Source organism: Bradyrhizobium sp. AUGA SZCCT0169 (assembly GCF_018130085.1).
Taxonomy (GTDB): Bacteria; Pseudomonadota; Alphaproteobacteria; order Rhizobiales; family Xanthobacteraceae; genus Bradyrhizobium.
On record NZ_JAFCMC010000057.1, the window covers coordinates 1 to 26307 of the forward strand.

Consider the following 26307-nt stretch of genomic DNA (forward strand, 5'->3'; position numbering starts at 1 on the left):
GGTTGACTCCGTCGCTGCCGTTCGGCTCTCGCCTACCCGACAGCTTGACACCTGCAACGGGCGCCAGGACCACACGGTTTTGCCGTACGCTCGATCCACGCCATCGTCTCAGCGTAAACCAGCGTCCACCGCAACCCGCCCAACGTCCGTGACGACGGCCGACGCCCTTCTGACCAGGACGGGATGGGCAAAGATATGCACCTGATTTTCCTTCTGGTAAACAGAAATATTTTTTATTTCGGGGCTTGACACGACTTCCGTAAATCAGAAGTGACTTGCTCCTCGGCTACGCCGGGTGCGGCCGTCAGGCTGATTTGTCGATGCAATGTGATGCCAGTCACAGCCAAACACCGCTCTGGCCGCCTATTTCCACGACCGAGCCCCCGAGGGGATGGTCCCCTGCTCACCAAGGAGGGAAACATGAGCGCTCTGAAAATGGGAAGAAAGCAGACGCAGGAAATCAACGCCGTAGAATTCACGGCTGCGGAATTGGACGCCGTGTCGGGCGGCAAGCCGCGTATCGATCGGGCCACCATCGAATGGCTCAAGGAAAATTACTTTCCCTGGATGATGAAGACCTCCACCAGGAACATTTGCTGAAGCTGGCTGACGTCACGGATGTGCCTGCCATCGGGCGCGCGTTGCCGCGACCCGGCAGCTCATCCGGACTACGCTTTCAGGAGTTCTCCGTCTATGGATTGCGACAAACGCTAAGCGTTTGCGCAAGAGATAAACATCCGTTCATCAACCTTGCCGGAAAATTATTTCTTCATCCCGGAAACATTCATTCGGGAAAAAGTGGAACGTGCGCGCGCACCGCGCATTTATTGCCGATAGCCAGCAGGAGAAACACGATGTTCAAGAAATCCCTGATCGTCGCGGCGTCGCTCGCGTTAGCTTCGTCCGCCTTTGCGCAATCCGGAACCAAATCACCTGGCGCATCGGATAGCTCACCGGGCCATCAGATGCAGGGTGCCAAGAAATCAACGGCTCCGGGTGCGTCGGAATACGCGCCGGGTCACAAGATGAAGGCTGCCAAGAAATCGACGGCACCGGGCGCATCGGAATACGCGCCCGGTCACAAGATGAAGGCTGCCAAGAAATCGACGGCACCGGGCGCATCGGAACAGGCGCCGGGTCAGCAGACCACGGGCAGCGCCACCAAGAAAAAATAGGCTCGCTCGCGAGAGCGACGCGACGCGGAGGCCCGGCAACCAAAGTGTCGGGCCTTCGTTTTGCGCGTGGCAGGATTTCGCACCTTGGGCCGGAAATCAGCTTCCGTCATTCCCCGATGCGCAATTGCGCATCGGGGAATGACGAAGGTCCGCAAGGCGGGTCAGGCTTCCGCCTTCACGCGCTGAGCTGCATCGAACAGCTCCGCCTGCGCGTGGGGCTCTACGGCAGAAAGATCGTTGATCGGCCCTGCACCTGCTTTGCCGGCGATCAAAAACTTGACGCCGTAGGTCTTGCCGCGGCGCCAGACGACTTCGCAGGACTGGTGTTTTGGGCGATCGCGCACCAGCGCCAATCCAAACTTGTCCCTGACGTCAATCGCGACATCGGTCACGATCCTGGCGCCGCCCGGCGATACGTCGAGCACGAAGCATTCGCGGTTGGTCCGGCCATCGTCGACCGTCATCCAGGCCGGCTGCTTGTGCAGTTGCCGGCGCGGTTCGCGCACCACCTTTGGCTTAAGAGCATCCATCGTCACGGGTGACATCCGTTGGATCAGCAGATCACCAACTTGAAGGTGAGGCCGTAAGGTTCCCTTAGCGCGTTAACGGCGCATTGAATCGAACTTTACGGATTTGCGGCGCGCGCCATCGGGGCGGCCGGCATTGTGACGTCGGTCACAGTCGCTGACCGGCTGCTGTGGTTACTCCATCACCATCGCAAGTGGCTTTTGCCACCAATGAATGGAGACTGACATGACCACCGACAATCGCGAACTCAACGCAATCGAACTCGACGCCGTGAGTGGCGGCATGAAGTGGACGCCCGGTACCAAGAACCCCGACGTGATCGACGCCCGCGGCGGTCAATTGTCGTTCCTCGGATTGACCTTCACCTTCGACATCAACGGCAAGGTCAGCAGCTACGGTCCGAGGCCGTAACCCGGCGCGGGGCGGCGTGGATGCCCCACGCTGCCGCCGCCTTGAGGAACTGATGTTGCCTTAAGGAGTTTTATTTCCATGACCGAACCATTGCCATTGCTGATGGAAAATTCGATCCAGATCGCCTGGGATTATCTCGAGGGGACCGGCGAACTCGGCGATGCCGAAGTCGCGGCGCGCTTCCTGACGGATGCCGTCGAGACCCTGATCCGGCGTGGCGAAACGCGAAAGCTGATGCTCGCGAACCGGGCGATCGACGCCTACAAGCGATTCAAAGCCGAGCGCCTGTTGTCGCTGGTATCTTGAGCCCACCTGCCGACGTTAGCCCGCATGAGCACCGCGGCATGCGGGGGCCAAGACCCGATGTCGCGTTGCTCATCCAGGCTAATGCTGCCTCTCATTTCTGGTGCTGAGCCGGCGCCCGGCCGGGTATCGTCGTTGCATCAACTATGTCAGCGAAAAATAGACGAAGGTGCACACGCCGCCGCTGGAACCAACGCTTCGATTCAAACTTGAATCTGCGTTCCACGGAGTGCCCAGGCCATGACTGGAATGCCGTTAACTGTGCCCTATGGCGCCGACCAAACGCTTTATCTGGTGATGGACACGTTTGGTCCGAGGGATTTGCAGCTTCAGAATCCGATCGAGCGCCCCGATCTCGATACCGTGATCAACGATCTGATGCTGGCGCGTTTCAACAACCCGGTCGGAATCTACGCCTTCAACACGCTCGAACACTGGACCGCCGACATCTCCAAAAATGTCGCAGAGGAAATCCAATGTCGCTGTGATATTGAGGGAGCTCCGGTGCCGGCGCATCTCGAAGACTTTGTTGCAAAGAGCCTGAGCGACGTTCGGACCCGGAAGCCCTAGATGGATTGGAAGCACCAATGAATTGGGTTTACTGGAATACGTTCTGGTCGCTGGTCGTAAGCTCGATCTGGTTCATGACCATCGTCTCGCATCCCGACTCCGTGGTCGTGGATCGCCATCCTCCCAAGCCACCTGTCCGGTAGCGCCTAAAATAGGCGCTGCCAAAAAAGCAGCAGCTTCGCTCCCCGCGAAATTCCGAACGCGCGTGCCGCGACCGAAACAGCCAAGCGCCGGATGCTTGGGCCAAGGTTCGGCCGGAAGACTGCATGAACGTCCCGAAGGCCTGAATGCGCTCAAGGATTGCAGGCCGTCAACGCTGAAACCTCGGTGCAGGGAAACGCGATGACACCGTAGTGATACGGAAGACAAATCACCCGCAAATCATCTATGCACACATCATGGAAATCGCCCTCACCGTCATGCTCGCCTTCGTCGGCATTGCCTCCTGCGCGATTGTGATGATCAGGATGTGGGGCCCGGAGGCCTTGGCTTTCCGGAAGAGGTCGCGGCAGGATACGAAGTAGCTCGCAGACTAGTCAGGCAACGGCCAGCGTCGGGATGCTCTTGATCTCTTCGCCAAGCTCCCGCTCCGCCTGATCCAAATCGTACCGCCTTTGCAGATTGAGCCAGAGATCGGGACCGTTGCCGCACAGCTTACCAAGCCGCAACGCCATCACCGGAGTAACCGGCTGCTTCTCCTTCAGGAGATCATACAACGTCTGACGCGACACGCCGAGCAGCCTGGCGATCTCTGTCTTGGTCCGGTCGAGAGCGGGCAAAATCTCCTCGCGAAGAAGTTCACCGGGATGCATCGGCGGCAAACCACGCTTCGGAAGCTTCTTGGTCATGGCTTCGACCTCAGATCGTAGGCCGGGTTTTAGCCGAAGGCGTAACCCGCCGCATAGTAATCGATGAACGGCGGATTACGCCTTCGGCTCAATCCGCCCTACAGCTTGCGGGAACCAGGGGAAACCTTCGCTGCCTCGTGCGTTTTGTTGGACAGGGGAATACGGAGGACGGCCGATGCGAGCCCTTGTTCAAGCCTTGGCCCTGAGCGGGATGGCGTGCCTGACGTTGTCTTCGTCAGCCGCATCGCAAACGCCGGCGCAAGGCGCGGATGCTGCCGCCGGCCAACAGGCGTTCAACAATGCGTGCCGGACCTGCCACACCGTCAAGGAGGGCGATAACCGGCAAGGCCCAAATCTGCACAAAATTATCGGGCGGAAGGCAGGGTCGCTGCCGGACTACGGCTATTCCAGCGCCATGAAGGAGGCGGGCTTCGCCTGGGACGCCGACAAGCTCGAGCGTTTCATGGCTAACGCCGATGCGGTCGTGCCCGGCAACACCATGAAGCCGTATGGCGGTCTCGCATCGGCGGAGGAGCGGGCGAAGATCATTGCTTACTTGCAGTCGGGCGCGGCCGGTCAATGACAGGCGGTGGGGGTCGGCCCGCGTCATGGCCGCCCAAGGTGGTCGAACTCACCGGCTATGCCGGGGCCGCATGTCCGGGTGTCGTTGCCGCTGGTGCGCGTGTGAACCTTTCCCGAGTACATTGACTTGGATCAATATCTCCTGCGGTCCAGGTGCACCGGTGTTGTGCCGACGCTGGTCCGACTTCGAGGAAGGTCCGATGCGCACTTTGGCTTTGACGATCTTGACGATGAGTGTAGCCCTCACAGGCGGGCAAGCCCGGGCTCAGGCATATGGCCCAAGTTTTTACGGTCCCCAGGCTTATGAGAACGTTCGGAATAGCTACTGCCTGCAAGGGCGCGTATGGGGCTATCCGGGCAATTGCCAATTCTCCAGCTACGCCCAGTGCATGGCCACCGCTAACGGTACCGACGCCTTTTGCGGGATCAATCCCCACTACGCTTTCGCACTCCAGCGGCGCGGCGACAATCGACCGCGATACTGAGCACATCTCCCTGCGCCCATCCAGGCTACGCGCGCCCTACTCCGCCGCCGCTTCCCGCACATAGCGCGCCGTCGGCGTCCGCATCGTCACCAGTTCTTCCGCCGCGGTCGGGTGCAGCGCGATGGTGGCGTCGAAATCGGCCTTGGTCGCTTTCATCTTCACGGCGATGCCGACGGCTTGCGTGATCTCGGCGGCGCCTTCGCCGACGATGTGGCAGCCGAGCACGCGGTCGCTCGTGCCGTCGACCACGAGCTTCATCAGGACGCGGGTGTCGCGGCCGGACATCGTCGCCTTGATGGGCCGGAAATCGGTCTTGTAGATATCGACGTGGCTGAACTGCGCGCGGGCTTCGGCTTCGGTGAGGCCCACGGTGCCGACTTCGGGCTGCGAGAACACCGCGGTCGGGATGGTGGCATGATCGACCTGCACCGGGCGCTTGCCGAACACTGTGTCGGCGAAGGCATGGCCCTCGCGGATCGCCACCGGCGTCAGATTGGTGCGGTGGGTGACGTCGCCGATGGCGTAGATGTTCGGCGTCGACGTTTTCGACCAGGCGTCGACGGCGATGCCGCCGTTCTTCGGATTGATCGCGACATCAGCCGTCTCCAGCCCGAGATTGGCGACGTTGGGATGGCGGCCGATCGCGAACATCACCTGGTCGGAGGCGATGCTCGACCCGCTCGACAGATGCGTGGTGAATTCCTTGCCGTGCTTGTCGACCTTGCTGATGGTGCAGCCGGTGATGATGTTGATGCCCTGCTTCTCCATCTCCGCGCGCACATGCTTGCGCACGTCCTCGTCAAAACCGCGAAGGATGTTGTCGCCGCGATAGATCACGGTGACATCGGCGCCGTAGCCTTTGAAGATGCCGGCGAATTCGAGCGCGATATAGCCGCCGCCCTGGATCACGATACGCTCAGGCAGTTCGGTGAGGTGGAACGCTTCGTCCGACGAGATCACGTGCTCGATGCCGGGAATTTCCGCGCCATGGTTGGGCCGGCCGCCGGTCGCGATCAGAATGGTTTGCGCGGTGATTTTCTTGCCGTCGGACAGACGCAGCGTGTGGGCGTCTTCCAGCACCGCACGGGCCTTCACCACCTGCGCGCCGGATTTCTCGACATTGGTCGTGTAGATGCCCTCGAGCCGGGCGATCTCCTTGTCCTTGTTGGCGACCAGCGTCTTCCAGTCGAAGGAGATTTCGGGGATGGTCCAGCCGAAGCCCGCGGCGTCCTCGATCTCGTGACGGACGTGCGAGCCGATCACGAACAGTTTTTTCGGCACGCAGCCGCGGATCACGCAGGTGCCGCCCATCCGGTATTCTTCGGCCACCATCACCTTGGCGCCGTAGCCGGCCGCGATGCGCGCGGCGCGGACGCCGCCCGAACCGCCACCGATGACAAACAGATCGACGTCGTATTCAGCCATGTCTACTTTCCGCGAGTGGCGAGTAGTGAATGGCGAATGGTAAGCCGACCTTGCCGCTCGCCTCCATTCGCTACTCGCTATTCCGCCAGCTTCGCCATTCGCCCTCTACCAGCTCAGATTTCCTTGCCGCGCTTCCTCATCTCGGTGCGGAACTGGCCGTTGATCACCTCGGCAAAGGACTGCGCCCAATCGTTCATATAGGCCATGCTGCCCGAGATCGCCCTCGGTTCGTTCAGGATCAGTTTCTGGCCGAGCGGCGATTTGTAGAACGTCGCCAGGTCCTTCAATTCCTGCTCGGTGAATTCGTTGGCGTAGATCTGCGCCATGCCGTCGCCGATTTCCTTTTCGCGGCCGGCCAGACTCTTGGCGACGATCACGGCGACCTCGTTGAGGTCTTTCTGGTAGTTGAGGTTGGCCCCGAGCAGCACGTTCTTGGTCTTCTCGACGAGACCCGGAACGGCGTTGGCGTACATCGCGCTCGCGTTCTTCATGGTCAGGATTTCCTTGGCCGCGGCGATTGCGGCGGGCGACGCCGGCTTGCCGGGTACAGCCACGGTGGCCGCAGGAGCGTTTTTCTGCTGCGCCATGGCCGGCGCTCCGATCAGCGCCAGCGCCACCGCGAGACCCGCAGCCGACAAACTTCCCGAAAAACTCTTCATTCCAATTCTCCTCAAAGATTCGGCGCTATCGCCGCTCAACTACGCGAATTCCCTGTGCGCCGGCCAGCACGGCCGTGCGCGCCAGACCAATGAACAGACCGTGTTCGACGACGCCCGGGATCACGCTCAACAAGCCTGCCAGTCGCGGCGCATCCGGTATTTCCCCGAGATGGGCATCCACAATCCAGTGGCCGCCATCGGTGACAAAAACGTGGCCGTCCTTGGTCTTCCGGACCTCCATTTGCCCGGAAACGCCGCTTTGCGCAAATGCCCCACATTCTAGAAAGGCTTGCACGATCGCCCGCTGCGTCGCCGCAAGCCCGAACGGGATCACCTCGATCGGCAGGGGGAAGCGGCCGAGAACATCGACCCATTTGCTGTCGTCGGCGATCACGATCATGCGATCGGAGGCCGCCGCCACGATCTTCTCCCGCAGCAGCGCACCGCCGCCGCCCTTGATGAGATTGAGCGCGCCATCGCACTCGTCGGCGCCGTCGACGGTGAGATCGAGGTGGTCGATCTCGTCGAGCGTGGTCAGCGGCACGCCGCAGGCCTGCGCCTGTGCGCGGGTCGCCTCGGAGGTCGGCACGCCGATCACGCGCATGCCCTTCGCGACTTTCTCGCCGAGCAGTTCGACAAAGTGTTTGGCGGTCGAACCGGTGCCGAGCCCGAGCTTCATGCCGTCCTGTACATGCTCCAGCGCGCGCGCCGCCGCCTGCCGTTTCAATGCGTCCATGTCCACGTGGATATGCCCTTTGAAGATCCGCCGGTCTGGCGGCGCATATCTAGCGTCGTTTGGCGGGCAGGAATAGCGCAAACGAGGGCTAAATCGGCCCTATCGACCCACTTGCATCATCACGCCCGGGCCGGTAGCGAATGGCAAATGACAGCTCCCCGCACCCTCGTATTCGATCTCGACGGCACGCTCGTCGAAACCGCGCCCGACCTGATTGGTGCGCTCAACTTCGTGCTGGACCGCGAAGGCCTGGCGCCTGTTCCACTCGCGAAGGCGCGCAACATGATCGGCGCCGGCGCGCGCAAGCTGATCGAGCGCGGCCTCGAACTCGAGGACCGCTCCGTGAGCGTGGATGAGCTCAACCGGCTGACCAAGGATTTCGTCGCCTATTATGCCGAACATATCGCCGATGAATCGCGCCCCTTCGAAGGGCTGGAAGCGGCGCTGGATGAACTGGAAGGGCAAGGCTTTCGCTTTGCGGTCTGCACCAACAAGCTGGAATGGCTGTCAAAACTGCTGCTCGACAAGCTCGACCTCAGCAAGCGGTTTGCCGCGATCTGCGGCGCGGACACGTTTGGCGTCTCAAAGCCCGATCCGGTGATCCTGCAGCAGACGCTGGCCCGGGCCGGCGCGCAGCTCGCCGGCGCCATCATGGTCGGCGATGCCGGTCCCGACGTCGGCGTGGCCCGGCGCGCAGGCATTCCTGTGATCGGGGTCGAATTCGGCTACACCGACGTGCCGATCGCCGAGCTGAAGCCGGACCGGCTGATCGGCCATTTTCGCGAGCTGCCGGCGGCGGTGAACAGCCTGATTGGCGCCGCTTCATCCACATAACATATTGATTTATATACAGTATATTGATCGTTCCTTGCCGGCATTAACCATCCTTTAGCGAATCTACACGGCGTGGTTGCGGCCCTGTTCCCACGCTCCTATGGTCCGGCTCGGGGATTGTGGCTGATCGCCGCAGGTGAGTGATGATCATAAGTCGTGTGTTCGCGATTGCCGTCGCCGGAGCTTCTCTGGCCGGCTGTTCCACCTTTTCCATGGATTCCTTCAAGCCGACGCCGCCGCCGATCCAGGTCCAGCTGGACTCGGTGCCACCGGGGGCGGATGCCACCACCTCGGTCGGACCGGGCTGCAAGACCCCCTGCTCGGTTGCGGTCGCCGCCCCCGACGCCGGCTTCACCGTCACCTTCGCGATGCCGAGGTTCCAACCGGTCACGGTTCCGGTACAGGTGGTCCGCGACCCCGGCGACTTCACGACGCCTGCCTCCATCACGGTCGATCCCAATCCCGTGGTCGCCGAGCTGAAGCCCGCTGGGCCGCCGCCGCGCAAAATGCGGCCGAAGAAGAAGCCGAAGCCTGCAGCAGCTGCGCCCGCCGCCGCCTCGCCGTTCCCGAGCCCCGCCGCGCCGGCGGCGCAGCCGGCCCGCTGATCGGCACCGCACCCGAAAGCTGTGGATTGTAGCCGTCCTGCTTCGTGCCTATATCCCGGCCCTGATCGAAATCAGAACCGGGATATAAGTCTTTCGTTTTAACGCGCTTTCTTCACGCCAACCGGTATCCACTTCGCTCAAAAGCGCTATAGGATGATGGGTGACAGGCGTAGCGGCGGTTCCGCCGCACGCGGCGCGCAGGCAGGGTTTGCAAGGCAGTTTGGATGAGCGGATTGTCGACTTCTCCCGATCAGCTGTTCTCTCCGATGACCGATCCGTTCGGGCGGACCATCCGTTATCTGCGGGTCTCCGTCACCGATCGCTGCGACCTGCGCTGCTTCTATTGCATGTCCGAGGACATGACGTTCCTGCCGAAAGCCGATCTGCTGACGCTGGAAGAACTCGACCGGCTGTGCTCGGCCTTCGTCGCCAAGGGCGTGCGCAAAATCCGCCTCACCGGCGGTGAGCCGCTGGTCCGGCGCAACGTGATGTCGCTGGTGCGCTCGCTGTCGCGGCATCTTTCGAGCGGCGCGCTCGATGAGTTGACGCTGACCACCAATGGCTCGCAGCTGGCGCGCTTTGCCGGCGAGTTGCGCGACGCCGGCGTGCGCCGGATCAACGTCTCGCTGGACACGCTCGATCCCGCCAAGTTCCGCGCCATCACGCGCTGGGGCGACATCGACAAGGTGCTGGCCGGCATTGAAGCTGCGCGCGCGGCGGGCCTTGCGGTGAAGATCAACGCGGTGGCGCTCAAGAACATGAACGAGGAGGAGATCCCCTCGCTGATGCAATGGGCGCACGACAAGGGCATGGCGCTGACGCTGATCGAAGTGATGCCGATGGGCGACATCGGAGAAGGCCGGATCGATCAATACGTGCCGCTGTCGTTGTTGCGCGCGCGACTCGCCCAGCACTACACGCTAACCGACCTCGACGACGACACCGGCGGCCCTGCCCGCTATGTCCGCGTCAGCGAGACCGGCGGCAAGCTCGGCTTCATCACGCCGATGACCCATAATTTCTGCGAGTCCTGTAACCGGGTACGGATCACCTGCACCGGCACGCTGCACACCTGCCTCGGTCACGAGGATGCCTCCGATTTGCGCAAACCCTTGCGGGCATCTGCCGACAACGACCTGCTCTCCGCCGCGATCGATCGCGCCATCGGCCTGAAGCCGAAGGGCCACGACTTCATCATCGACCGCCGCCATAACCGCCCCAGCGTCAGCCGCCACATGAGCGTTACCGGCGGTTGAAATTTCAGCGTGTATTTTCGCCGTCCCGCGCAACCAAGCGCGTCCTCCCCACGCAACTGAAAGCCCGCGTCAATTTGTCCATTTTCCGATTGACGCCGCCACAACGCACTGAAATGGTGCGCCTGCTTTACGCCAGCACGGCCGGATGGGCCGCTGCTCCCTCATGGAGCAGCCAAGACGGCGAAAGCGTGCGAACGGGGGAGGACTATCGTTGCAATCGCTCCAGCGAATGAGCTGCGAACCTGCGCGTTTTTCGCGCCGGAACGAAGCTGCGCGTTTGCCGCGCGGCAGCGGCTGTGCGCGCCTGACGCGGGGTGGCGACGCAATATCAATGAAGAAATCCGGCGCATGTCGATGACGTGCCCGAGGAGAACGTAATGCGTCCATTGTTGGCAATCAGTAACGGCATCGACTGGATCAACGAGCAACTGGGCGGCATCTGCAACTGGCTCGTGCTCGCCGCCTGCCTGGTCAGCGCCGCCAACGCGATGATCCGCTACGCGTTCGGCTACAGCTCCAACAGCTGGCTCGAATTGCAGTGGTACATGTTCGCCGTCTTCGTGATGTTCGGCGCCTCCTATACCTTCAAGAAGAACGAGCATGTTCGCGTCGAACTTCTCTATCTCATGCTGTCCGAACGCGGACAGCTCTGGCTCGACATGATCGGAACGCTGTTTTTCCTGATCCCGTCCTGCCTGCTGCTGGCCTACCTGTCGTGGCCATTCTTCATGCAATCCTACGCCGTCAGCGAGATTTCGAGCAACGCCGGCGGCCTGGTGCGGTGGCCGATCAAGGCCGTCGTTCCCGTAGGCTTCGTTTTTCTCGCTCTGCAAGGTGTCTCCGAAGTGATCAAGCGTATCGCGGCGTTGAAGGGCTATGTGATGATCGACGCCAAATACGAGAGGCCAGTGCAATGATTACGCTGGAAATGATGCCGCCGCTGATGTTCGGCGGCTTGATTCTGGCCATGCTGATCGGCTTCCCGGTGGCCTTCACGCTGGCCGCGCTCGGGCTGTCGTTCGGATTCCTGTCGATCTATCTCGGCTTCTTCGACATGAACTTCCTGCAGGCCATTCCGGGCCGCATCTTCGGCAGCGTGCTCTCCAACGAATTGCTGCTGGCGATCCCCTTCTTCACCTTCATGGGCTCGATCCTGGAACGGTGCGGGCTTGCGGAAGACATGCTGGACTCGATGGGGCAGCTGTTCGGACCGGTCCGCGGCGGCCTCGGCTATTCCGTCATCATCGTCGGCTTCATCCTCGGCGCGATCACCGGCACGGTGGCGGCGCAGGTCATCGCCATGGCGCTGATCTCGATGCCGGTGATGATGCGCTACGGCTACAACATTCGCTACATCACCGGCGTGCTCGCCGCGTCCGGCACGATCACCCAATTGGTGCCGCCCTCGCTGGTGCTGATCGTGATGGCCGACCAGCTCGGCAAGTCGGTCGGCGACATGTATCTCGGCGCCTGGGGGCCATCCATCCTCCAGATCGCCCTGTTCGCCGGCTATACGTTCATGCTCGGCCTCATCAAACCGGATCACGTCCCTCCGGTTCCGAGAGACGCGCTCACGCTGACGGGCTGGCCGCTCTGGAAGAAATGCCTGATGGGCATCATTCCGTCAGCCGTTCTGATCTTCGTGGTGCTGGGTACCATGATGCTCGGCCTCGCAACGCCGACCGAAGCCGGCGCGATGGGCGCCGTCGGCGCCATCGTCCTCGCCGCGATCCACCACAAGGATCTGAGCAGCAAGGGGCAAAAGATGCTCCTGCTCGGCATCGCCGCCACCGGTGTCGCCGTGATCGTCGGCATCCTGCTCGGTGAAGGCAAGATGTTGAAGCTCACCTTCGCGGTGGTCTATCTCGCCGTCGTCTGGCTTTGCCTCGAAGCCGTCCGCATCCCGGACCTGCGCGGCCTGATCAAGCAAGGCTACGAGTCGACGATGCGCCTCTCCACCATGGTGGTGTTCATCCTGATCGGCTCGACCTGCTTCTCGGTGGTGTTCCTCGGCGTCTCCGGCGGCGTCTGGCTCGAGCATCATCTGACCTCGATCCCCGGCGGCGTCTGGGGCTTCCTGATCTTCATCAATGTCTTCATCTTCTTCCTGGCGTTCTTCCTCGACTTCTTCGAGATCGCCTTCATCATCCTGCCGATGGTCGCGCCGATTGCGCAGAAGGTGCTGGCGCCGGTCGTGGGACCGGACGCGGCGCTGATCTGGTTCGGTGTCATGCTCTGCGTCAACATGCAGACCTCGTTCCTGCATCCGCCGTTCGGCTTTGCGCTGTTCTATCTGCGTGGCGTCGCGCCGAAGGAAGTGAAGAGCTCCGACATCTATTGGGGCGCCCTGCCCTGGATCGGCCTGCAGGCGATCATGGTGGCGCTCGTGGTCGCTTTCCCGACCATAGTGACCGTGTTCCTCGACAAGCCGCTCGACGTCGATCTCAGCAAGGTCAGGATCGAGGTGCCGCAGATCGAACTGCCACCGCTGGATTTCGGGCAACCGAAACAATAGCGGGCGCGATTCCCGCCAAGAATCCTCCAAGATTCCTGTAACGAAAAACCCCGGAGCCTTCGCTCCGGGGTTTTTGTTTGTTGAAGTTGCTGCTTGCTTGACGATCAGCCCTGCGGGTTGCGCGCCATGAAGCTGTCGTAACCGAGCTCCGCGACCTGGAACCATTGGTATCCGTTGCTCGTGAAACCGTTCAGCGAGTCCAGAACCTTCTTGAAGTTCGGATTGGTCGCCGACGTCTCGGCATAGATTTCCTTGGTCGCCTTCAGGCAGGCCTGCATGATCGGCGGCGAGAAGCTATGCAGCTTGGTGCCACCGGCGAGCAATTTTTTCAGCGACGGCGGATTGAGCTGGTCGTACTTCGCCATCATCCAGCTGTTGGCGGACTGCCCAGCCAGCTCGAGAACGGTTTGATAGTATTTCGGCAGCGTGTTCCACTTGTCGAGATTGACGATGCCGAGCAGCATCGGACCGCCTTCCCACCAACCGGGATAGTAATAATGCGGCGCGACCTTGTTGAAGCCCAGCTTCTCATCGTCGTAAGGGCCGACCCATTCCGCCGCGTCGATCGTACCTTTTTCGAGCGCAGGATAGATGTCGCCGCCGGCCAGCTGCTGTGGCACGACGCCCAGTTTCTGCATGACGCGGCCGGCGAAGCCGCCGATGCGCATCTTCAGTCCCTTCAGGTCGTCGACGGTGTTGATCTCCTTGCGGAACCAGCCGCCCATCTGGCAACCGGTATTGCCGGCCAGAAACGACGTGACGTTATACTTCTTATAGAACTCGTTCAGCAGCTCCCTGCCGCCACCCTGCATGTACCAGGCCTGGTTGAGGCGCTGGTTGGGTCCGAACGGCACCGCCGTGCCGAACGCGAATGTCGGGTCCTTGCCGAAGTAATAGTAGGACGCGGTATGTCCCATCTCGACGGTACCGTTTTGCACGGCATCGAGGACCTGCAGACCCGGAACGATTTCACCGCCGGCAAACGTCTGGAGCTGGAATTTGTTGTCGGTGGCTTCGGCAACCTGCTTGGCCATCAGCTCGACCCCGCCCCACAGCGTGTCGAGCGATTTCGGCCAGCTCGCCGTCAGCCGCCATTTGATTTCCGGCATCGACTGCGCGATCGCCGGCGCCGCCAGAGTTGCGGCACCCGCGGCGCCAATACCTGTGACCTTGAGAAAATCTCTTCTTTTCATGGAATCCTACCCTTGTGGTTGTGTGTCCGAGAGCCTTCTTGCCGAGGCTTTGGGCGCACCATGGAACATCCGGTTCCCGATTTCCATCCCGAACTGCAAGACGTAACGCAAAAAGCCCGGCCTCCTCGCGGAGACCGGGCTCGCTTGTGCGACTTAGGAATTAGATCAGCCGCGCGTGCGCGACCGGATCATGAAGCTGTCGAACGTGTATTCGGCGACCTGCCACCACAGATACTGGTCGGAGCGGTAGGCCTGCATCGAATCGATGGTCTTCTTGAAGTCGGCATTCTTGGCCGACAGTTCGGTCCACAGCTCGTTGGTCGCCTTCAGGCAGGCTTCCAACACTTCGTTGGTGAAGGGACGAAGCTGGGTGCCGCCGGCAACCAGGCGCTTCAGGGCTGCCGGATTGAGCATGTCATAGCGTTCGTTCATCCAGGCGTTGGCGTGCGCCGAAGCGTTGGTGAGGATCGCCTGGTAGTTCTTCGGCAGCGAATTCCACTTCTCCAGATTGGTGAAGGCGTGGACCATCGGGCCGCCTTCCCAGAAGCCGGGGTAATAATAGAACTTTGCGACCTTCTGGAAGCCGAGCTTTTCGTCGTCATACGGACCGACCCACTCGGCGGCGTCGATGGTGCCCTTTTCCAGCGCCGGGTAGATGTCGCCGCCGGCGATCTGCTGCGGCACGACGCCGACCTTCTGCAACACCTGACCGGCGATGCCGCCGATGCGGAATTTGAGACCCGACATGTCGGCGACCGTCTTGATCTCCTTGCGGAACCAGCCACCCATCTGCGTGCCGGTGTTGCCGCAGGGGAAGCCGATCACGCCAAACTTCTTGAAGAACTCGTTGCCGAGTTCGCCGCCGCCACCCTGCGACCACCAGGAGTTCTGCTGGCGCGCGTTGAGGCCGAACGGAACCGACGCAAAGATCGCAAAGGTCGGGTCCTTGCCGACGTAGTAATAGGAGACGGTGTGGCACATCTCGACCGTGCCGTTGGAGGTGGCGTCGAGCGCCTGCAGACCGGGAACGACTTCGCCCGCGGCGAAGACCTGGATCTGGAATTTGTTGTCGGTCATTTCGGCGACGTATTTCGACAGCTGGTCGGCACCGCCGTAAATCGTGTCGAGCGACTTCGGGAAGCTCGACGTCAAGCGCCATTTGATTTCAGGCGAGGATTGCGCGATCGCCGGCGAGGCAACGGCGGTCGCGGCAGCACCGGCCGCTGAAACTTTCAAAAAATCACGACGCTTCATTCAGGCATCTCCTTAAAGTCGGGGCGTTTCCCAATTTCCGCGAGCGATCCTCCGGCGGGGCGAATTCCACGTCATCCGGGGCGCTCTGGCGGGGGCGCTTTAACATGGAAGTTGGCTAACGAAAACGCGACAAAGGCATGACTGCACTGATTAAACGAAAGTCTCAGGGAAGCAGAATAAGGCCCTCAGGCGGCTGCATTTGCGCCCTGAAGCTGGTCGCGGACCTTGGTACCGATCTCGCGGTAGATCGCGGCGTGCGGACCATCCGGCTCGCTCGCCACCACCGGGTTACCGGAGTCCGAGGTGGTGCGAATCGACATGTGCAGCGGGACCTCGCCCAGAAACGGCACACCCAGCCGCTCGGCCTCGTGCCGCGCCCCGCCATGACCGAAAATGTCCGACCGGGTGCCGCAATGCGGGCACTGGAAATAGCTCATGTTCTCGACGATGCCGAGCACGGGCACGTTGACCTTCTTGAACATGGCAAGGCCGCGCCGCGCGTCGATCAGGGAGAGATCCTGCGGGGTCGAGATGATGACCGCCCCCTTCAGCGGCACGTTCTGCGCCAGCGTCAGCTGCGCGTCGCCGGTGCCGGGCGGCATGTCGACCACGAGAATGTCGAGCGTGCCCCATGCCACGTCGCGCAGCATCTGGGTGATCGCCGACATCACCATCGGTCCGCGCCAGATCATCGCGGTTTCTTCCTCGACCAGGAAGCCGATCGACATGATGGCAAGACCGAAGCGTTCGATCGGAATCATCTTGCGGTCGTCGTTCAGTTTCGGCTTCTCGTGAATGCCGGTCAGCCGCGGCACCGAGGGGCCGTAAATATCAGCGTCGAGCAGGCCGACGCGCAGGCCGAGATCGCGCAAGCCCAGCGCGAGATTGAGCGCCGTCGTCGACTTGCCGACGCCGCCCTTGCCGGAGGCCACCGCAATCACGGCGGCGACGCCAGGAATTTCTGCTTGCCTGGACATCGGCGACGCCGGGCTTTGCGGCGGCTTATGCGCCGACACCGGCTGCACGCCGTGCGCATGGCGATGCGGCTGAGGTGGCGGCGGCGGCGCCGCGCCGGGTGACGGCGAAGGCGCCGCACCGGGCTTGCGCTCGGCGGTCAGCGCGATCATCGCCACGCTGACGCCGGGAATGGCGCGAACCGCGGCTTCCGCCTGCGCCCGCACGCTTTCCCACGCGCGCGCCTCCGCAGCGTCGACGTTGATGGAGAAGAACACTTTGCCGTCAGTGGCGGTGATCGCCGACAGCACATTGGCATTGGTCAAGGCGACGCCGCGCGGCGAGGCCACCTTGGCCAGAGCATCGAGAACCTGTTGCTGCGTTACGCTCACGGCACGTCTCCTGGAGCCTAGAGCCTTTTCCGTTCCGATAAAATCGGAACGGGGCTCTAGATTCTCGATTTGACGCGTTTTCTTGACGCGAACCGGTGTCCACTTCGCTGGAAAACGCTCTAGTCGGTTCCGATTGCATCAGAACCGGGGCCCTCTTAGAGCGTTGCAGCCCAAAAGGCTACCTTGCTCCGACGTCGTCCCGGCGCTCGGCCGGGGCCACGACCCCGCCCTCCTTGGCGGCCTCGTAGTTCAATTCGACCATGACGCCGTTGGGATCGGTGACGAAGATCTGCCAAAGATCGCCGCCGGGAACCTGGCGCGAGTCGAACTCCGTCCCCTTGGATTTGAGCCGCTGCTGCATGCCGGCAAAGCCCGTGCTGGCGAAGGCGACGTGATGGACCACGCCGGAGTCAGGCTTTTGGGGCTCATCGGTCTTGGAAATATCGACCAGATGCACCACCGCCTTGCCCTCCGAGTACATCCACGCGCCGGGGAAGGCGAAGTTCGGCCGGGCGCCCTTTTCCAGGCCCAGGATATCCTCGTAAAAACGGACCGTGTCGGCGAGATTCCGGGTCCGGATGTTGAAATGATCGAGCACGCCCACGCTGACGCCCATGCGATCTCACTCCCTTTTTTGTGAGTTGTTTGAACCGTCCGACATTAGCACGAAACCGGCCTTTTCAGCCAAACGAAGGCGTTGCCCTCCATGACGCAGAGGTTATGGTGCGGCCACCCGCCTCAGGGTTCCGCCCGGCCCTTCCCAGCTTCGGTCGAAGTCCGGCCCCCCAAAGATCAAGCCCGCAAGGGCAAACGATAAGGTAGCACACATGGCTAAAGTCGCTTTTCTCGGTCTCGGCGTGATGGGTTTCCCGATGGCGGGCCATCTGGTGAAAAAAGGCGGCCACGAGGTCACCGTTTACAACCGGACCGGAGCCAAGGCGAAGGAATGGGCGGACAAGTTCGGCGGCCGCACCGCGCCGACGCCAAAGGCCGCAGCCGAAGGCCAGGACTTCGTGATGTGCTGCGTCGGCAATGACAATGATTTGCGCGCCGTCACGATCGGCGCTGACGGCGCCTTTGCCGGCATGGCGAAGGGCGCGACCTTCGTCGACCACACCACCGCGTCAGCCGAAGTCGCCCGCGAGCTCGATGCCGCCGCCACCAAAGCGGGCTTCAAATTCATCGATGCGCCGGTGTCCGGCGGCCAGGCCGGCGCCGAAAACGGCGTCCTGACCGTGATGTGCGGCGGCGCCGCGGACGCCTATGCCGTCGCCGAACCCGTGATCGCGGCCTATGCGCGAATGTGCAAGCTGCTCGGCCCCGCCGGTTCCGGTCAGTTAACAAAGATGGTCAACCAGATCTGTATCGCGGGGCTGGTTCAGGGCCTCTCCGAAGGCATTCATTTCGCGAAAAAATCCGGCCTCGACGTCCAGGCCGTGATCGAGACCATCTCCAAGGGCGCCGCGCAGTCCTGGCAGATGGAGAACCGCTACAAGACCATGAACGACGGCAAGTTCGATTTCGGCTTTGCAGTCGAATGGATGCGCAAGGATCTGTCGATCTGCATCGCCGAATCCCGCCGCAACGGCGCCAATCTGCCGGTCACCGCGCTGGTCGATCAGTTCTATTCCGAAGTCGAGAAAATGGGCGGCAAGCGCTGGGACACGTCGAGCCTGCTGGCAAGGCTGCAGCGCTGAGCGAGACATTTGCAGCCTTCGTCATGCCCGGGCTAGCCGTTCGAAGAACGGCGTCGCTTCCGCTCGCCTGTGCCCGGGCAAGCCCGGCCATGACGATGGGAAGAGTTAATTTAACCTCGCGTTAACGGGATTCTTTAGCTCTTTAAGTCATCGCTTAAGGATTTGGCCTCACAGATAGACAATACAAAAAGCCCGCGCGGTTCGCGGGCAGGGTTTGTGTTGTTTAATGAGTAATCCCGCAGAAAAGCCCGAGGTTGTCCAGCTTCCGGCGGACCCGCCTGTCGCCCCGCCGGTCAACACCCGGCGCGCCGCGGCGCAGCGGGTGCGCGAGGCGCGCGACCGGTTAACGTCGACCAGCGGAACCCGCCCGGCTTTCGACACCGAACTGCTCCGGCAATATGCCCAGACCCGGATGTCGGCCTCCTATGTCGTCATGCTGCTGGTGGTTGCGACCGGTGTGCTGTTCGGCTTCTGGATGCACGTGATAGCGGCCATGGCCTGGACCTTCGGCATGCTGTGCATCCATGCCGTCATCATCCGCAATTGCCGCAGGTTTCTGGCGGTGCAGCCCTCGCTCGCCGCCACGCGCAAATGGCGCACGCGATTTGTGCTGCTCGACCTGCTCTACGGGCTGTGCTGGACCGCGATCCTGATCCACCCCGCCGGCCTCGACGTCGTGTCGAACACGATGATGATGTTCCTGATGCTGCTGGTGATCGCGGTGTCGAGCATGCTGGCGGCCAGCCTGCCGATCGCGGCGCTGGCGGCCACCGCGCCGGTGACGGCCGCGATCGCGCTGAATTTCGTGCTGGGCGGCACCTTCGACACTTACGCGCTCGCCATGCTGGCGCTGGCCGCCGAAGGCTATTTCGCCCTGCTCGCCCATCGCCTGCACTCGACAACGCTGGCGACGCTGGAGGCGCGCGCCGAAAAGGATGCGCTGATCGGCGAGCTCGAGCAGGCCAAGGCGATCTCCGACGAGGCGCGGCATCGCGCCGAATCCGCCAACGTCGCCAAGTCGCGCTTTCTCGCGCAGATGAGCCACGAACTGCGCACGCCGCTGAACGCGATCCTCGGATTCTCCGAGGTGATGAAGAGCGAAATTTTCGGCGCGCACACCGTGCCGGTCTACAAGGAATATTCCGCCGACATCCACAATTCCGGCGTCCACCTGCTCAATCTCATCAACGAGATCCTCGACCTGTCGCGGATCGAGGCCGGCCGCTATGAACTCAACGAGGAAGCGGTGTCGCTGGTGCATGTCGTCGCCGACTGCCACCATCTTTTGAAACTGCGCGCCACCAGCCGCGGCATCACCATCCACGAAGTGTTCGAACAGGGCATGCCGCGGATCTGGGGCGATGAGCGCGCCACTCGCCAGATCGTGCTCAATCTGCTGTCGAATTCGATCAAGTTCACCCCGCAAGGCGGCGATATCTGGCTGAAGGTCGGCTGGACCGCGTCCGGCGGCCAGTATCTGAGCGTGAAAGACACCGGCTCCGGCATTGCCGAGGACGAAATCCCGATCGTGCTGGCATCGTTCGGCCAGGGCTCCAACTCGATCAAGTCGGCCGAACAGGGCGCAGGGCTCGGACTGCCGATCGCCAAAAGCCTGATCGACATGCATGGCGGCACCTTCACGCTGAAATCGAAGCTGCGGATCGGCACCGAAGTCATCGTCACCTTCCCGCCGGAGCGCGTGATGTCGGCGCTGGCGCCGATGGCCGAAGAGGCCCCGCCCCTGCAGCCGGAGCCCGTCATCATTGCGACCGCGGATGAGAAACGCCGGGCGCGCCACAAACCGATCATGAGCGCCGGAACTGGACTGTAACTGGAGCGCTTGCGCAAACCACCGAAAGCATTTCACACTCCCTGAATGAGCAAAGAAACGCCGTGTATCGCTGTCTGCATGATGGACCCCAAAACCAAACTCTGCTTCGGCTGCGGACGAACGCTGCCGGAAATCGCGCAATGGCACCGCATGGACAGCGCGGAGCGGCTCGCCGTGATGGCGGGATTGCCGGCGCGCATGGCAGAGGCCGGTCTGGCGCAGATCGCGGAGCGTCCGACGTCCAGCTGATCGATCGCAGGACCGCCCACGGAGGCGCGCGATGAGCCGCATCCTGCTCGTCCTGATCATGCTCGCCGCCACCGCCGGCGCCGTCGTTGCTTACGGCGACCCCGAACAGATCGCACGCGCCAGCGATTCCGTCTCGCAGATGCTGCGGCGGCACAGCCTGCAGCCGGCGCCCGCGGTGCAGATCGCGCGCGGCCAGGCCGGCGAATTCGCGCTGCATGCCAAGATCAACGGCGTCAAGGCGCCGATGGTGATCGACACCGGCGCGACTTCGGTGGTGCTGACCTGGGAAACCGCGAAGGCGATCGGGCTGCCGCTGGAGATGCTCGAATACAATGTCGACGTCGAAACCGTGGGCGGGCACACCAAGGCGGCGCGGCTGACGCTCGACCGTCTCGCGGTCGGTCACCTCGTCGAGAAATCGGTCCCGGCGCTGGTGGTGCAGCGCGGGCAGATGAAAACCAACCTGCTCGGCATGAGCTTTCTGGATCGCCTGGAAAGCTGGGGCGTCAAGGCCGACCAGCTGATGCTGCACGGCTATCCCGACGTGACGGGCAGCGTCAGCCCCCCGCGCCGCCCCCGGCGCGACCGCGCAGCCGGCAACTAGCGCGATAGCATCGCGCAGGGCGCTGCGCCGGTGCGATCGTTCCCGGCCGAGATTTCCGCTCCGATAGGAACCAGCTGCACCCCAGCCGCATTGAAATCGCAATGGCGCGGGTTTGGATCGGCACCTCTGGTTGGCGCTACGATTCCTGGCGCGGCCGCTTCTTTCCCGAGCGGCTGCCGCTCAAGAAGCAGCTTCAATATTACGCCAGCCAGTTTCCGACCACCGAACTGAACGGCGTATTCTATCGAACGCCGACGCCGGAGGCCGTCAAAAGCTGGCGCGCCCAAACCGGCAAGGATTTCGTGTTTGCGTGGAAGGCGTCGAAATTCATCACGCACTGGAAGCGCCTGTCCGACAACTCCGCCAACAGCCTTGAACTGCTGGAGAACCGCCTCTCGCTGCTTGGCGGGAAGGCTGGTCCGATCCTGTTCCAACTGCCTCCGCAATTTCACGCCGACGCCGAAAGGCTGGCGTCCTTTTTCGGGTTGCTGTCGGACAAACGCCGCTACAGTTTCGAGTTCCGTCACCCGAGCTGGTACGTTCCGAAGGTATTCCGCCTGATGTCCGACCGGAATATCTCACTCTGCATTTCGGATCATCATGATGCGCCGGCGCCGTGGAAACGAACGGCCGACTTCGTCTACATCAGAGGTCATGGGCCAGGCGGACGCTACAAGGGGCACTATTCCCCCAAGATGCTGGCCGATTGGAAGCGGCGTATCCGATCCTGGAAAAAGCAGGGTTGCGATGTCTACGTTTATTTCGATAACGACCAGAAGAGCGCGGCCCCCGCAGACGCCCTCAAGTTGCGTCTGCTGCTCGATCGATGAACCGCGGCTGAGGGGCATACCTGGTTAGGAACAATTCGGTTCGCGCGGATTTGATTCCCGGTAACCAAGTCTATTTGCTGAGGGATATCGAGCATTCAATGACGAGCTCCTTCGACAAGCGGTCTCGTTCCCTGTGGATGGACGTCGAGGTCGCGCCAAACGCCCGCCCGTTCGGGGGCGCCCGATCCTGCGATACGATCGTGATCGGCGCGGGTATCGCCGGAATTTCGACCGCTTACGAACTTGCCATCCAGGGTCAGAAGGTCATCGTGGTCGACCGCGGCTCGATCGCGGGAGGCATCACCGCCCGAACCACCGCACACCTCGCCCCGCTGTGCGACGACCTGACGTCAGAAATGATCAGGCTGCGCGGCGAAGAAATTTCGCGCGCTTTCTACGAAAGCCAGGCCGCTGCCGTCGACCGGATCGAAGAGATCCAGAAGACAGAAAATATCACGTGCGATTTCCGCCGGCTGGACGGCTTCCTGTTTCAGGCCCCGAACACGGACTCAGCCATCATCGATGATGAGATGGATGCCGTTCGCAAGGTCGGTGCGCCGGTGCACCGCCTTGTAGGTGTCGAGGCGCTGGCGCATTGCGAGCAACAGCACGTGTTGCGCTATCCACGACAGGCCACCTTCCATCCCTTGAAGTATCTTCAGGGGTTGGTCAGCGCCATCGAGGCGAGAGGCGGCTTGCTGTATGCCGGCACTATCGTTCACGCGGTGGAGGAAAGTGGCGGTGACACCGTCGTCGTCACGGCTGACCGAGGCAATATCACGGCCGCGGCGGCGGTCGTCGCCACCAATTCGCCGATCAACAATACCGTCGCGCTGCACACCAAGATGGCGCCGTATCGCACCTACGCGATGGCCATGCGGATCAAGCGGGGCGCCCTGCCCGACGCATTGTACTGGGACACGCTCGATCCCTATCACTATGTGAGACTGCAGCCGGGCGATGGCCAGACTGACTACGTCATCGTGGGCGGCGCCGACCACAAGAGTGGCGAAGCCGACGACGCCGATGCCCGCTTCCAGGCGCTGGAGGCCTGGGCGCGGCATCTGATGCCGGCTCTTGGCGAAGTCAGCCACCGGTGGTCCGGCCAGGTGCTCGACACCATCGATTATGCCGCCTTCATCGGCCGCAATCCCGGCCAGCAGCGCATCTACGTTCACACCGGCGATTCCGGACAGGGCATGACCCATGGCGTCGTCGGCAGCCTAATCAATTCATCCCTGATCCTGGGCAGGGAGGCGAAGTGGGTCGATGTCTATGAGCCGTCGCGCAAGACGCCATCGGCAATCGGAAATTTCCTGCGCGAGAACACAACGGTCGTGAAGAATTTCGCCGAGTATCTGGCGCCCGGCGAATTGTCGTCGCTCGACGATCTGAAGCCCGGCCACGGCGCCATCGTCCGGCAAGGCCTTTCGAAGATAGCGGCCTATCGCGACGATCGTGGCCAACTATACAAGCGTTCGGCCGCCTGCACGCATGTCGGTTGTCATTTGCACTGGAATTCGTTCGAGCGGTGCTGGGACTGCCCCTGCCACGGCTCTCACTTCGCCGCCGATGGCACGCCGCTGAATGCGCCGGCCGTCTCAGGCCTGGCGCAGGTCGACTAGATCAACGCGTCATCTCGTCCCATCCGGAGCATCATAGGAACCAGCATGCACGCTGCCCGTTGATTGAAGAGCCCGTTCTGGGTGTATTTTTTGACGGAGGATACCGTGGGACTGTTTTCAAAAGAGATCAAAACAATGGACGATATGCTGCTGCATGGGTTGCAGGATATCTACTACGCCGAGCAGCAGATTACCAAGGCGTTGCCGAAGATGGTCGAGCGAAGCACCAACCGCGACCTGAAGCAGGGACTGAAGAATCATCTCGAGGAAACCAACAAGCAGATCGAACGGCTGGATCAGGTCTTCAAGAAGCTCGGCAAGACACCTTCCGGCGCCGACTGCCCGGCGATCGACGGCCTGATCAAGGAAGCCGAGGCAACCGCCGGCGAGATCGAAGACAAATCCGTGCTTGATGCAGCCATCATCGCAAATGCACAGGCGGTCGAGCACTACGAGATTTCGCGCTATGGCACCCTGATCGCCTGGGCGGAAGAACTCGGGCACGACGACATCGTGCGCTTCCTCACTACCAATCTTAACGAAGAAAAGGCGGCCAACACCAAACTGAACACCGTCGCGCTTCGCAAAGGCGTCAACCGGACGGCGGCGGGTTGATCCGGTCACCTCGTTTACAGACTGCGCCTAGGCCCATGGAAGGGTCCTGCTCGAAAAACCGCAACATGGCCCTTCCCGAGTTACCTCGATTGCACCTACCAGCGTTGACGGTACTCTAAGACGAGAGGTCAACATGCAGCGTTTCCAAGGAAAAGTAGTGATCGTGACCGGCGCAGCGTCCGGCATCGGGGAGGTAACGGCACGCCGCTTCTCCGACGAGGGCGCCTGTGTTGCGCTGGTCGATCGCAACGAGATTCCACTGGCGAATGTCGCAGCTGATTTGGCCAAGGAATTGACCATTGCCCATGTCGCCGACGTTTCGGAAAGCGCGGCGACGCAGGCCATGGTCGAAACCGTCGTGAGGCGCTTTGGACGATTGGATGTCATGGTCAATAACGCCGGGATCTTCGAGGGCGGCGATCCCGCCGAAATCACCGATGCGCAGTGGCGCAAGGTCATGGCGACCAACCTCGACGGCGTCTTTTACGGGTGTCGTGCGGCGCTACCGCATCTTGAGAAGACCAAAGGATCAATCGTCAACACCGCCTCGGTGTCCGGGCTGGGAGGCGACTGGGGGATGAGTCCATACAATGCCGCCAAGGGCTCTGTCGTCAACCTGACACGCGCACTGGCGCTGGATCTCGGTCGCAAGGGTGTCCGCATCAATGCGGTTTGCCCCAGTCTGACCCGCACGGGCATGACCTCGGACATGATGGATGACGAGGAGCTGCTGACAAAGTTTGCGGAGCGAATTCCGCTAGGACGGGTCTGCGAGCCTGATGAGATAGCAGCTGTCATCGCGTTTCTGGCAAGCGACGATGCAAGCTTTATGACCGGCGCGAACGTAACGGTGGACGGCGGCGTGTCCGCCTCCAACGGCCAGCCGCCGCAACAGTAAGGTGAGTTTCTGAAGTCCAGCATTCGATGTCCGACCGAAAAGGATTAGGGCACCGGGCGGCTCGGCCGTGAGTCTGCGAGCGCGGGCCAGCGGGGGTTGAATCCATGCAAAATGCAACGCGCCGGCGCCGGAATCCAGCCATTGTGGGATATTCGAAGGTTTTTCCGTTGCGGAAACGCCACAGGCGCCCACCATTTTACGCGTTATTGCCTGCTGAATACATTGCCCAACCTAGCCACTCGCCCCTCGCTTAAGTAGAAAGATCAAAGTGACGGTTGTCAGGGCGCGTTCTGGAGCGCCCGGCCGTACGAGTTGCGAGCAATGGGAATGGCAAGAGAATTTCGATCGGGCACGGGCTCGGCAACCAAGTCAGCCAACGGCAACAACGTCACCCCGGGTTCACAACGCCGCCGCCTTCAAATCTCTGCCGCGATTGCAGTTCTGACCTGCCTCGCGGCGCCGGCGAAAGCCCAGGACGCTACCTGGCTCGCCGCGCCCGGCTCGAACGACTTCAACACCAATACGAACTGGAATCCCGGCACAGTCCCGACGGGTGTCGCGTTCTTTGGTGCATCCAACATTACAGGCCTGACCCTCTCGGCCAATACCACCATCGGCGGGTGGACATTCAATGCGGGTGCGCCCGCCTACACGTTCACGAATACGCAGACTTTGACCTTCAATGCCGCCGGCATCGTCAACGGCAGCGCGGCCACGATTACCAACAACGCCGGGGCGTTTGTTCGGTTTGGCAATTCCAGTACGGCCGGAACCGCCACGTTCGTCAACAACGGCGAAATGCGTTTCTTCGACAGCAGTAGCGGCGGCAACGCCAGTTTCATCAACAATAATCTTCTCAATTTCCAAACCCAGAGCAGCGCCGGCAACGCCGTCATCACCAATAATGGCCTGCTCGAGTTCGTAGTCAGGGCCACCGGCGGAAATGCCGCCGTCACCAACAGTGCCCTGGCGGTGGTCGATTTCGCCCACAGTCTTGGTCCGGCGAATGATGGTGCGCTCACGATCGGCTCGCTGGCCGGCGGCGGCAATTTCTATCTCGGCGCCCGCCGGGTCACGGTCGGGGGCAACAATCTCAGCACGACGGTGACCGGCGTCATCAGCGACTGCGGCGCCAGCGGCGTGGCCTGTGGCGACCCCGGCGCAACGGGCGGGCAACTGATAAAGACCGGAACGGGCACGCTGAATTTGGCGGGCAACAACATTTACACCGGC

The 26307-nt window shown here is 61.9% G+C and carries 30 protein-coding genes and 1 pseudogene; 22 read left to right on the plus strand and 9 right to left on the minus strand.

The genetic code is table 11. The features are described 5' to 3' along the window. Nucleotides 1–420: 420 nt before the first annotated feature. Nucleotides 421–600, plus strand: coding sequence for a hypothetical protein (locus JQ609_RS33685; protein WP_212276883.1), 180 nt, complete (start codon nt 421–423; stop codon nt 598–600). Beyond that, nucleotides 540–1175, plus strand: coding sequence for a hypothetical protein (locus JQ609_RS35415; RefSeq protein WP_249128751.1), 636 nt, complete (start codon nt 540–542; stop codon nt 1173–1175). Before JQ609_RS33685 ends, JQ609_RS35415 begins: the two co-directional genes overlap by 61 nt. A gap of 161 nt (nt 1176–1336) precedes the next feature. On the opposite strand, the gene JQ609_RS33695 is transcribed toward JQ609_RS35415, so the two are convergent. Beyond that, a complete protein-coding gene (locus JQ609_RS33695) occupies nt 1337–1705 on the minus strand; it encodes a PilZ domain-containing protein (protein ID WP_249128755.1) in 369 nt (122 codons plus the stop codon). 223 nt (nt 1706–1928) lie between these two features. Between JQ609_RS33695 and JQ609_RS33700 the strand changes: the two genes are divergently transcribed. From JQ609_RS33700 to JQ609_RS35705, 4 genes are all read left to right on the plus strand, one after another. Further along, on the plus strand, nt 1929–2114 hold the full coding sequence (locus tag JQ609_RS33700; RefSeq protein ID WP_212210874.1) for a hypothetical protein: 186 nt from the start codon (nt 1929–1931) through the stop codon (nt 2112–2114). A gap of 78 nt (nt 2115–2192) precedes the next feature. Beyond that, nucleotides 2193–2420, plus strand: a complete 228-nt coding sequence (locus tag JQ609_RS33705; protein WP_212210873.1) for a hypothetical protein — start codon at nt 2193–2195, stop codon at nt 2418–2420. A 237-nt stretch (nt 2421–2657) separates the two neighbouring features. Then, nucleotides 2658–2987: a hypothetical protein gene (locus JQ609_RS33710; protein WP_249119172.1), complete on the plus strand. Its 330-nt coding sequence runs from the start codon at nt 2658–2660 to the stop codon at nt 2985–2987. 17 nt (nt 2988–3004) lie between these two features. Then, nucleotides 3005–3130 (plus strand): hypothetical protein, encoded by a 126-nt coding sequence (locus JQ609_RS35705; protein WP_283813696.1) that lies wholly within the window; start codon nt 3005–3007, stop codon nt 3128–3130. Between the two features lie 393 nt (nt 3131–3523). On the opposite strand, the gene JQ609_RS33715 is transcribed toward JQ609_RS35705, so the two are convergent. Further along, on the minus strand, nt 3524–3835 hold the full coding sequence (locus JQ609_RS33715) for a HigA family addiction module antitoxin (protein WP_212210872.1): 312 nt from the start codon (nt 3833–3835) through the stop codon (nt 3524–3526). A gap of 175 nt (nt 3836–4010) precedes the next feature. Between JQ609_RS33715 and JQ609_RS33720 the strand changes: the two genes are divergently transcribed. Next, on the plus strand, nt 4011–4418 hold the full coding sequence (locus JQ609_RS33720) for a cytochrome c family protein (RefSeq protein ID WP_212276887.1): 408 nt from the start codon (nt 4011–4013) through the stop codon (nt 4416–4418). Nucleotides 4419–4617: 199 nt separating this feature from the next. Continuing rightward, complete coding sequence (locus tag JQ609_RS33725; RefSeq protein ID WP_212210870.1) at nt 4618–4902, plus strand: DUF3551 domain-containing protein; 285 nt, start codon at nt 4618–4620, stop codon at nt 4900–4902. A 36-nt stretch (nt 4903–4938) separates the two neighbouring features. Here the strand turns inward: JQ609_RS33725 and gor are convergent, their stop codons facing one another. The 3 genes from gor to rpiA form a co-directional block, all read right to left on the minus strand. After that, nucleotides 4939–6327 (minus strand): glutathione-disulfide reductase, encoded by a 1389-nt coding sequence (gene gor / locus JQ609_RS33730; protein ID WP_212276888.1) that lies wholly within the window; start codon nt 6325–6327, stop codon nt 4939–4941. A 113-nt stretch (nt 6328–6440) separates the two neighbouring features. Next, nucleotides 6441–6986, minus strand: a complete 546-nt coding sequence (locus tag JQ609_RS33735) for a DUF2059 domain-containing protein (protein WP_212210866.1) — start codon at nt 6984–6986, stop codon at nt 6441–6443. Between the two features lie 25 nt (nt 6987–7011). Continuing rightward, nucleotides 7012–7722, minus strand: a complete 711-nt coding sequence (gene rpiA / locus JQ609_RS33740; RefSeq protein WP_212210864.1) for a ribose-5-phosphate isomerase RpiA — start codon at nt 7720–7722, stop codon at nt 7012–7014. Between the two features lie 147 nt (nt 7723–7869). Between rpiA and JQ609_RS33745 the strand changes: the two genes are divergently transcribed. From JQ609_RS33745 to JQ609_RS33765, 5 genes are all read left to right on the plus strand, one after another. Next, nucleotides 7870–8556, plus strand: a complete 687-nt coding sequence (locus JQ609_RS33745; RefSeq protein WP_212276890.1) for an HAD-IA family hydrolase — start codon at nt 7870–7872, stop codon at nt 8554–8556. A gap of 143 nt (nt 8557–8699) precedes the next feature. Then, a complete protein-coding gene (locus tag JQ609_RS33750; protein ID WP_212276892.1) occupies nt 8700–9161 on the plus strand; it encodes a hypothetical protein in 462 nt (153 codons plus the stop codon). Between the two features lie 224 nt (nt 9162–9385). Next, nucleotides 9386–10417: a GTP 3',8-cyclase MoaA gene (gene moaA / locus JQ609_RS33755; RefSeq protein ID WP_212276894.1), complete on the plus strand. Its 1032-nt coding sequence runs from the start codon at nt 9386–9388 to the stop codon at nt 10415–10417. Nucleotides 10418–10794: 377 nt separating this feature from the next. Beyond that, nucleotides 10795–11334 carry a TRAP transporter small permease subunit gene (locus JQ609_RS33760; protein ID WP_212210856.1) on the plus strand — a complete coding sequence of 180 codons (540 nt, stop codon included), beginning with the start codon at nt 10795–10797 and terminating at the stop codon, nt 11332–11334. After that, nucleotides 11331–12932, plus strand: a complete 1602-nt coding sequence (locus JQ609_RS33765) for a TRAP transporter large permease subunit (RefSeq protein WP_212210854.1) — start codon at nt 11331–11333, stop codon at nt 12930–12932. The genes JQ609_RS33760 and JQ609_RS33765 overlap by 4 nt, the downstream gene beginning before the upstream one ends. 104 nt (nt 12933–13036) lie before the next feature. Here the strand turns inward: JQ609_RS33765 and JQ609_RS33770 are convergent, their stop codons facing one another. From JQ609_RS33770 to JQ609_RS33785, 4 genes are all read right to left on the minus strand, one after another. Beyond that, nucleotides 13037–14125, minus strand: a complete 1089-nt coding sequence (locus tag JQ609_RS33770; RefSeq protein ID WP_212276896.1) for a TRAP transporter substrate-binding protein — start codon at nt 14123–14125, stop codon at nt 13037–13039. 165 nt (nt 14126–14290) lie between these two features. Then, nucleotides 14291–15379, minus strand: coding sequence for a TRAP transporter substrate-binding protein (locus tag JQ609_RS33775; RefSeq protein WP_212210848.1), 1089 nt, complete (start codon nt 15377–15379; stop codon nt 14291–14293). 185 nt (nt 15380–15564) lie between these two features. Further along, the gene (locus JQ609_RS33780) at nt 15565–16725 is read right to left on the minus strand and encodes an Mrp/NBP35 family ATP-binding protein (RefSeq protein ID WP_212210847.1); all 1161 of its coding nucleotides are present in this window, start codon (nt 16723–16725) and stop codon (nt 15565–15567) included. Between the two features lie 178 nt (nt 16726–16903). Then, nucleotides 16904–17341 (minus strand): VOC family protein, encoded by a 438-nt coding sequence (locus JQ609_RS33785; RefSeq protein WP_209836065.1) that lies wholly within the window; start codon nt 17339–17341, stop codon nt 16904–16906. A 211-nt stretch (nt 17342–17552) separates the two neighbouring features. On the opposite strand from JQ609_RS33785, the gene JQ609_RS33790 reads away from it, so the two are divergent. From JQ609_RS33790 to JQ609_RS33830, 9 genes and pseudogenes are all read left to right on the plus strand, one after another. Further along, the gene (locus tag JQ609_RS33790) at nt 17553–18422 is read left to right on the plus strand and encodes an NAD(P)-dependent oxidoreductase (protein ID WP_212276898.1); all 870 of its coding nucleotides are present in this window, start codon (nt 17553–17555) and stop codon (nt 18420–18422) included. A 226-nt stretch (nt 18423–18648) separates the two neighbouring features. Beyond that, on the plus strand, nt 18649–20253 hold the full coding sequence (locus JQ609_RS33795) for a HAMP domain-containing sensor histidine kinase (protein WP_212210844.1): 1605 nt from the start codon (nt 18649–18651) through the stop codon (nt 20251–20253). Nucleotides 20254–20298: 45 nt separating this feature from the next. Beyond that, on the plus strand, nt 20299–20502 hold the full coding sequence (locus JQ609_RS33800; RefSeq protein ID WP_212031756.1) for a DUF1289 domain-containing protein: 204 nt from the start codon (nt 20299–20301) through the stop codon (nt 20500–20502). Nucleotides 20503–20533: 31 nt separating this feature from the next. Then, nucleotides 20534–21106 (plus strand): TIGR02281 family clan AA aspartic protease, encoded by a 573-nt coding sequence (locus JQ609_RS33805; RefSeq protein WP_212210842.1) that lies wholly within the window; start codon nt 20534–20536, stop codon nt 21104–21106. A gap of 101 nt (nt 21107–21207) precedes the next feature. Then, the gene (locus JQ609_RS33810; protein WP_212276900.1) at nt 21208–21936 is read left to right on the plus strand and encodes a DUF72 domain-containing protein; all 729 of its coding nucleotides are present in this window, start codon (nt 21208–21210) and stop codon (nt 21934–21936) included. A 98-nt stretch (nt 21937–22034) separates the two neighbouring features. Continuing rightward, the gene (locus JQ609_RS33815; RefSeq protein ID WP_212276902.1) at nt 22035–23561 is read left to right on the plus strand and encodes an FAD-dependent oxidoreductase; all 1527 of its coding nucleotides are present in this window, start codon (nt 22035–22037) and stop codon (nt 23559–23561) included. Nucleotides 23562–23666: 105 nt separating this feature from the next. Continuing rightward, complete coding sequence (locus JQ609_RS33820) at nt 23667–24176, plus strand: ferritin-like domain-containing protein (protein ID WP_212276904.1); 510 nt, start codon at nt 23667–23669, stop codon at nt 24174–24176. 133 nt (nt 24177–24309) lie between these two features. Continuing rightward, nucleotides 24310–25074 carry an SDR family NAD(P)-dependent oxidoreductase gene (locus tag JQ609_RS33825; RefSeq protein WP_212276905.1) on the plus strand — a complete coding sequence of 255 codons (765 nt, stop codon included), beginning with the start codon at nt 24310–24312 and terminating at the stop codon, nt 25072–25074. A gap of 327 nt (nt 25075–25401) precedes the next feature. Then, nucleotides 25402–26307, plus strand: a pseudogene (locus JQ609_RS33830) (hypothetical protein); the annotation flags it as partial.